Raw genomic sequence first — 6,425 nt, 5'->3', positions numbered from 1 at the left:
TCGCGAGGTCCATCGTCTCCCGGTTGGTGATGCCGCCGAGCAGGATCAGCGGCATGGTCAGCTCGGCGCGGAACAGCTTGGCGTGCCGCAACAGATAGGCCTCGCGGTAGGGGTACTCGCGCAGGAACTTCTTGCCCGTCATGCGCATGCCCCAACTCAGCGGCGGTTTGAACGCGCCGGCGAATTCCTTGAGCGGCGCGTCACCGTGGAACAGGTACATCGGGTTGACCAGCGAACTGCCCGCGGTGAGTTCGATCGCGTCGAGGCCACCGTCGTCCTGCAGCCACTTCGCGGTGGTCAACGATTCCTCGGTGGATATGCCGCCGCGGACGCCGTCGGTCATGTTGAGCTTGGCGGTCACCGCGATCGGCGTGCCCTCCTTTTCCACCGCGCGGCGCACCGCCATGACGATGCCGCGGGCCACCTTCGCCCGGTTTTCCAGCGATCCGCCGAACTCGTCGGCGCGGCGGTTGATCAGCGGGGACAGGAAAGCGCTCGCCAGGTAGTTGTGACCCAAGTGGATTTCAACCGCGTCGAATCCGGCCTCGATGGCCAGCCGCGCCGCGTTGGCGTGGCCCTCGATGACGTCGTTGATGTCGTCGCGGGTCGCCTTCTTGGCGAACCGCATCCCGATCGGGTTGAAGAACCGCACCGGCGCCAGCGCCCTGGCTTTGTTGGATTTGGCGTTGGCGACCGGACCGGCGTGGCCGATCTGCGCGCACACCGCCGCGCCCTCGGCGTGAATCGCGTCGGTGAGCCGGCGGAATCCCGGCACCGCCTCCGGGCGCATCCAGATCCCGTTGCCCTCGGTGCGGCCGCCGGGGGAGACGGCGCAGTAGGCGACGGTGGTCATGCCGACGCCGCCCGCCGCGGGCAGGCGGTGGTATTCGATCAGGTCGTCGGTCACCAAGGTGTCGGGCGTGCGGGCCTCGAAGGTCGCCGATTTGATGGTGCGGTTGCGCAGCGTGATCGGGCCGAGCTTGGCCGGGCTGAACACGTCCGGAGCGGTTGACATATCGGGAGCTTAATGGCGATCGCGAGCGCGGCGAAGCCGGGCGTGGCGGGTCGCCATCATCGATGTCTGCCAGACTGTCAGGCGTGGGCGCAATCACACTGGACGGCAAGGCCACCCGCGATGAGATCTTCGTCGACCTCAAACAACGGGTGGCCGCACTGACCGCGTCGGGTCGCACCCCCGGACTGGGCACCATTCTGGTCGGCGACGACCCCGGGTCGCAGGCCTATGTCCGGGGCAAGCACGCGGACTGCGCCAAGGTCGGCATCACGTCGATCCGCCGCGACCTGCCCGCCGACATCAGCACGGCGACGCTGGAAGACACCATCGACGAGCTGAACGCCAACCCCGAGTGCACCGGCTACATCGTGCAGTTGCCGCTGCCCAAGCACCTGGACGAGAACGCGGCACTGGAGCGCGTCGATCCGAACAAGGACGCGGACGGACTGCACCCGACCAACCTCGGCCGGCTGGTGCTCAGCGTTCCGGCACCGCTGCCCTGTACCGCGCGCGGGATCGTGCACCTGCTGCGGCGCTACGGCGTCGAGATCGCGGGGGCGCACGTGGTCATCATCGGCCGCGGCGTGACGGTCGGACGCCCGCTCGGGCTGCTGCTCACCCGCCGTTCCGAGAACGCCACGGTGACCTTGTGCCACACCGGAACTCGCGATCTGGCCGCGTACACCCGGCAGGCGGACATTGTCGTGGCCGCCGTCGGGGTGCCGCACATGCTGACCGCCGACATGGTGCGTGCGGGCGCCGCGGTCGTCGACGTGGGCGTCAGCCGCACCGACAACGGGTTGGTCGGCGACGTCCACCCCGACGTGTGGGAGGTCGCCGGCCACGTGTCGCCGAATCCCGGTGGAGTCGGCCCGTTGACCCGGGCGTTCCTGCTGAGCAACGTCGTCGAGCTGGCCGAGCGGCAATGAGCGCTAGGTCCCTCGTCAGGGCCCAGTGGCCAATCCTGCTGGTCGGCTTGACCTTTGCCACGGCGCTCGTGCTGGTGGGGGCCAGCTTCTGGCGGCGCGGTTCGCTGCTGATCGGTATCGGTGTCGGTCTGGCGGCGGCGCTGCGACTGGTGCTCTCCGATGATCGGTCCGGCCTTTTGGCGGTGCGCAGCAAGGGAATTGACTTCATCACCACCGCGACGGTCGCGGGGGCGATGGCCTACATCGCCTGGACCATCGATCCGCTGGGCACCCGTTAGATACCTGGCACCGCCGGGATCTGCCCGGCCATGCCGGGGATCTGGCCGTTCATGCCGGGGATCTGGCCGTTCATCCCGGGGATTTGTCCGTTCATGCCGGGGATCTGCCCGGCCATTCCGGGCATCTGCGGCACCGCACCGGACAGATTGCCGCTGGCCAGGTTTGCCATCTGCTCGGGACAGTAGGTCTGTATCGCGATGGTGGTGAACATGCGCGCCATCATGGGGGACATGCCCCGGCCCGACACGCTGGACGCGGCCGCCGCGAAGTTACCGCCCGGCTGGGCGAGCATCGGGCAGATGGATTGACCGACCGACATCGCATTTCCCGGCTCGCCGAAGTCGATGCCGGCGTGGTTGAGCGCGTCGATGAAGTTGTCGTCGGGGTTGTCCGCCCCGGCCGGAGCGGCGAACGCCGACGCCGCGGTGAGCAGGCCGGCGGCCACGGCCAGCAGGCGAACGGTCAGCGGCTGGTTCCGAAACACCCAGATCCAGTGATGCGTTCGTGAACGTGCCTTCATGCAGCCTCCCCCTCGTTCGTGGAGTGCGCCGGAAGCACTCGAATCACGTTACGAACTCTGAGCTATCACTGTCACGTTTGCGACACGGTGGGATAAAGCTTCGCACAATAAGCGTTTTGCGCGGCCGTCGCGGCCGCGGCGTCGCTTATTGGGCCGATGCGTGCCGTCAAGCCCCGCGGCGGATCGAGGCCACACTGTGATCTGACACGGCCGTAAGCTCCGGGCTTTTCGGTGAGAAATGTTTAAGAATCTCCGCACATGACGACGAATCGCAGCCGTCCGCTGGACCCCTGGTTGCAGAGGGACATCTCACGCCAGGCCTTTCTTCGCGGCGCCGTCGGAATGCTGGCAACTGGCGCGGTTCTGGGGACCGCGCGGGCCGCCGCGGATCCCGTCGCCGGATGGGGCGGGCTGGCCTCCTCCATCGGCGGCGCCGTTGTCTTGCCGACCAACGCCGCCCAATTCGCCACCAGCAAAAAGGTTTTCAACTCGTTCTACGACAACTCCAGTCCGGCTGCGGTCGTGACGGTTTCGTCGCAGGCCGACGTGCAGAAAGCCCTCGCATTCGCGACGGCCAACAACCTCAAGGTCGCCCCGCGTGGCGGTGGGCATTCGTACGTCGGCGCGTCGAGCGCCAACGGCACCTTGGTCCTGGACCTGCGTGGGCTTCCGGGTGGCGCCAAGTTCGACGGCAACAACGTCACCGTCACCCCGGCGACCACCCTGTACGCGATCCATCAGGCCTTGACCGGCGCCGGCCGCGCGATACCCAGCGGGACCTGCCCGACCGTCGGCGTCGCGGGACTCGCGCTGGGCGGTGGGATCGGCCCCGACACCCGGCACGCGGGCCTGACCTGCGACGCGCTGCAGTCGGCGACGGTGGTGTTGCCCAGCGGCGACGTGGTGACCGCCTCCGCCAACGACAACCCGGATCTGTTCTGGGCGCTCCGCGGCGGTGGCGGCGGCAATTTCGGGGTGACGACGTCGATGACGTTCTCCACCTTCGCGACGGCCGACAGCGACGTCGTGCGGCTCGACTTTCCGCCCGCGTCGGCCACCCAGGTGCTCGTCGGCTGGCAATCCTGGCTCAGCGCCGCCGACCGAAACACCTGGGGCATCGTCGATCTCATGGTCGGCTCCGCCCCGAACTGCCATGTCCTGGCAACATGCCCGGCGGGCGCGGGGTCGGGAGTTGCCGATGCGATCAAGTCAGCGGTCGGGGTGGCGCCCACGTCGGTTTCGAACAAGACGATGAATCGCACGGATCTGGTGATGTTCCTGGCCGGCGGTAGCGCCAACCCTCCGGCACGCTCCTTCGTGGCCGGATCCGACGTCATCGGTCCGGTGGATTCCACTGCGGCCCACGCCATTGCCACCGCGATAGGGCAGTGGCCCGCAGGCGCGGGACAGGCGTCGGTCCTCGTCGACCCGCTCGGCGGCGCCGTCGCGGACGTGGCCGCGGGTGACACCGCGTTCCCGTGGCGCAATCAGGCCGCCGTCCTGCAGTGGTATGTCGAACCTTCCAGCAGCCAGGTCAGCGCCGCGAACAGCTGGCTGAGCTCCGCACACCAAGCGGTGCAACAGATTTCGGTCGGCGGATATGTGAACTACCTGGAAGCCAACGGCTCACCGGCGCGTTACTTCGGATCGAACCTGTCACGGCTGACGACCGTGCGGCAGAAGTACGACCCGAACCGAGTCATGTTCTCCGGCCTGAATCTCTGAGGTCTCAGCGGCCGAGCAGGCGATTACGTTGCTCGACGTATTCCTCGTCGGAGATCAGCCCCTCGTCGCGCAGCCGGGCGAACTCGCGGATCTCGGCGGCGATCCCCGTCACCACGGTGCGCGGCTCACCGTCGGCGGGCACGTCCTCATCCGTATCGGCCGGCCGCTCCCTGATCGCCTGCGTACCAACGGGTGCCGCGATCCGCTGGTCGCGCCGGCCGACGGCGTCACGAATGGCGCGCCCGGCCGTGCCGGCCAGGGCCATCTCGCCGAACGTGCTCTCGAAACCGGGCGCCACAGCCGTGGCGGCGGCGCCGACGGGCGCGGCCGGCAACGCGAGCGCGATCGGGCGTACCGCCGGCGTCGCCGCGACCCAGGTCGGCGGCACCGAGAGCCGGCCGATCGAATCCGCCTCGCCCAGCCCGCCCGACATCGTCGTCGACAACACGTTCGGCGTCGTCGCCGGACCGGCCGGCGTCACCCCCCGCACTATCGATACGGGCGCGCCGTTGGCATCCCAATCGCTGACGATGTCATCGGTGTGCAAACCGGTTTCAGCACCGATCAGGTCGATGGGCATGGATACCGCCCCCAGCGGGGCCAATGGGGCGTCGACTCCGTACGCAATGGCGTCGGCGCCGACGTTGATCAGATCCAACGGCGTATTCACGCCGAGTGCGGACGCCGCGGTGCCCGCCGCCCCGGACGCCGAGCTCGCCGGCCCGGTGGCGGCCGAGACCGCGCTCCGCGTGGACCCGGCGGGCAACTGGGCGGCTTGGCTGAGCGCATTGGCCTGCGCCCCCGAGTTGGTGTTCTGCTGCGGTGGGGTGAACGGCGTCAGCTGCGTGGCCGTGGCCGAGGACCCCGCGTAGCCGTACATCGCGACGGCGTCTTGCGCCCACATCTCGCCGTACTGAGCCTCGGTCGCGGCGATCGCAGGCGTGTTCTGGCCCAACAGGTTAGTGGCGACCAGCATCGCAAGTTGGCTCCGGTTGGCCGCGACCTCCGGCGGCGGCACGGTTGCCGCGAACGCTGCCTCATAGGCCGCGGCGGCCGCAATGGCCTGCGTGGCGGTCTGCTCCGCCTGCGCGGCGGCCGCGCTCAACCACGACACGTAGGAGTTCGCGGCGGCGGCCATCATGGCCGACGAGGGACCCAGCCATGGTCCGGCGATGAGACCGGAGACCACCGATTCGTACGAGGCGGCGGCGGTATGTAGCTCCGCCGCAATCGATTCCCATGCCTGGGCGGCGGCAAGCATTGGTCCCGAACCCGGACCGGCGTACATCAGGCCCGAGTTGACCTCCGGCGGAAGCGTTGCGAAATCCATTGCACAACCGAACTATTCGAACGAGCGCGGGTCGGCTGGGTAAGCGGCAATTCCCCCAGCGATGGACGACAAAACTCTCCCCCTCAATGAATTTTTGGCGCGGCGCGGCTCAGCCTGCGCCGCGACGTTGCGAATCGGTGTGCTCTGCGGTCAATGGCTCGCGACGCCGCGCCCCTCTCTGACCGGTTGGAGGCGTCGAACGTTGTCTTCATTCGACACCTCGGCGTCCATCCCTGTTCCCGCGCAACTGCATTCACCGTCGACGAGCGAGTCGTCCGCGGCCGGCCGCGGCAGCGGCTGGCCCTTACGCAGGGTTGCGATGAGTTCCCGGTAGGGACCGACCAGGTAAACGGTGTCACCGGCGCTGAGCCGGGAGTCGCGACGCGGGTGCAGCCGAACCGGGGCGTCCTCCCGAGTGATTGCGATGACACGCGTTTGTGTGGACACTTCGAACATCTGCAGCCCGTCGAGTTCGCTGCCGGCCTGCACGTACATCCCGCCAATCAAAAACGATCGGTTACCGACCGAGAACGTGCCCAGCACCTGCAGGCCCATCGCCGCGCCGATGAACCACGGTGCGGCCAGTTCGACTGTGGACCGGACGTTTTCGAAGCCGAACCGCTGGGC

The 6,425-nt window shown here is 68.3% G+C and carries 6 protein-coding genes and 1 pseudogene; 3 read left to right on the top strand and 4 right to left on the bottom strand.

The genetic code is table 11. The features are described 5' to 3' along the window. Positions 1-1,015, bottom strand: a 1,015-nt coding sequence (locus A5709_RS00035; RefSeq protein WP_068117069.1) for an NADH:flavin oxidoreductase, incomplete at its 3' end; no start/stop codon positions are given. 83 nt (positions 1,016-1,098) lie between these two features. Between A5709_RS00035 and A5709_RS00030 the strand changes: the two genes are divergently transcribed. Beyond that, positions 1,099-1,944, top strand: coding sequence for a bifunctional methylenetetrahydrofolate dehydrogenase/methenyltetrahydrofolate cyclohydrolase (locus A5709_RS00030; protein WP_067949885.1), 846 nt, complete (start codon positions 1,099-1,101; stop codon positions 1,942-1,944). Beyond that, a complete protein-coding gene (locus tag A5709_RS00025) occupies positions 1,941-2,222 on the top strand; it encodes a DUF3017 domain-containing protein (RefSeq protein ID WP_067949887.1) in 282 nt (93 codons plus the stop codon). The genes A5709_RS00030 and A5709_RS00025 overlap by 4 nt, the downstream gene beginning before the upstream one ends. Here A5709_RS00025 and A5709_RS00020 read toward each other — a convergent pair. Then, positions 2,219-2,743, bottom strand: a complete 525-nt coding sequence (locus tag A5709_RS00020) for a DUF732 domain-containing protein (protein ID WP_068117067.1) — start codon at positions 2,741-2,743, stop codon at positions 2,219-2,221. The genes A5709_RS00025 and A5709_RS00020 overlap by 4 nt on opposite strands. Positions 2,744-3,037: 294 nt before the next feature. Between A5709_RS00020 and A5709_RS00015 the strand changes: the two genes are divergently transcribed. Beyond that, positions 3,038-4,468, top strand: a complete 1,431-nt coding sequence (locus A5709_RS00015; RefSeq protein ID WP_068117071.1) for an FAD-binding oxidoreductase — start codon at positions 3,038-3,040, stop codon at positions 4,466-4,468. A gap of 4 nt (positions 4,469-4,472) precedes the next feature. Here A5709_RS00015 and A5709_RS00010 read toward each other — a convergent pair whose 3' ends face one another. Together A5709_RS00010 and A5709_RS00005 are read right to left on the bottom strand one after the other, a co-directional pair. After that, the gene (locus A5709_RS00010) at positions 4,473-5,798 is read right to left on the bottom strand and encodes a PPE domain-containing protein (protein ID WP_067949891.1); all 1,326 of its coding nucleotides are present in this window, start codon (positions 5,796-5,798) and stop codon (positions 4,473-4,475) included. A 258-nt stretch (positions 5,799-6,056) separates the two neighbouring features. Beyond that, positions 6,057-6,425 (bottom strand): annotated as a pseudogene (locus A5709_RS00005) (potassium transporter TrkA); the annotation flags it as partial.

Source organism: Mycobacterium sp. E1386 (assembly GCF_001672745.1).
GTDB lineage: Bacteria > Actinomycetota > Actinomycetes > Mycobacteriales > Mycobacteriaceae > Mycobacterium.
Note: the sequence above shows the minus strand (reverse complement) of the source record. Positions and strands in the feature narration are given on the sequence as shown.

Excerpts from the sequence above, each read along its gene's own strand:
- A5709_RS00025 (WP_067949887.1), top strand. The coding sequence starts at position 1,941 with ATGAGCGCTAGGTCCCTCGTCAGGGCCCAGTGGCCAATCCTGCTGGTC.
- A5709_RS00020 (WP_068117067.1), bottom strand. The coding sequence starts at position 2,743 with ATGAAGGCACGTTCACGAACGCATCACTGGATCTGGGTGTTTCGGAAC.
- A5709_RS00010 (WP_067949891.1), bottom strand. The coding sequence starts at position 5,798 with ATGGATTTCGCAACGCTTCCGCCGGAGGTCAACTCGGGCCTGATGTAC.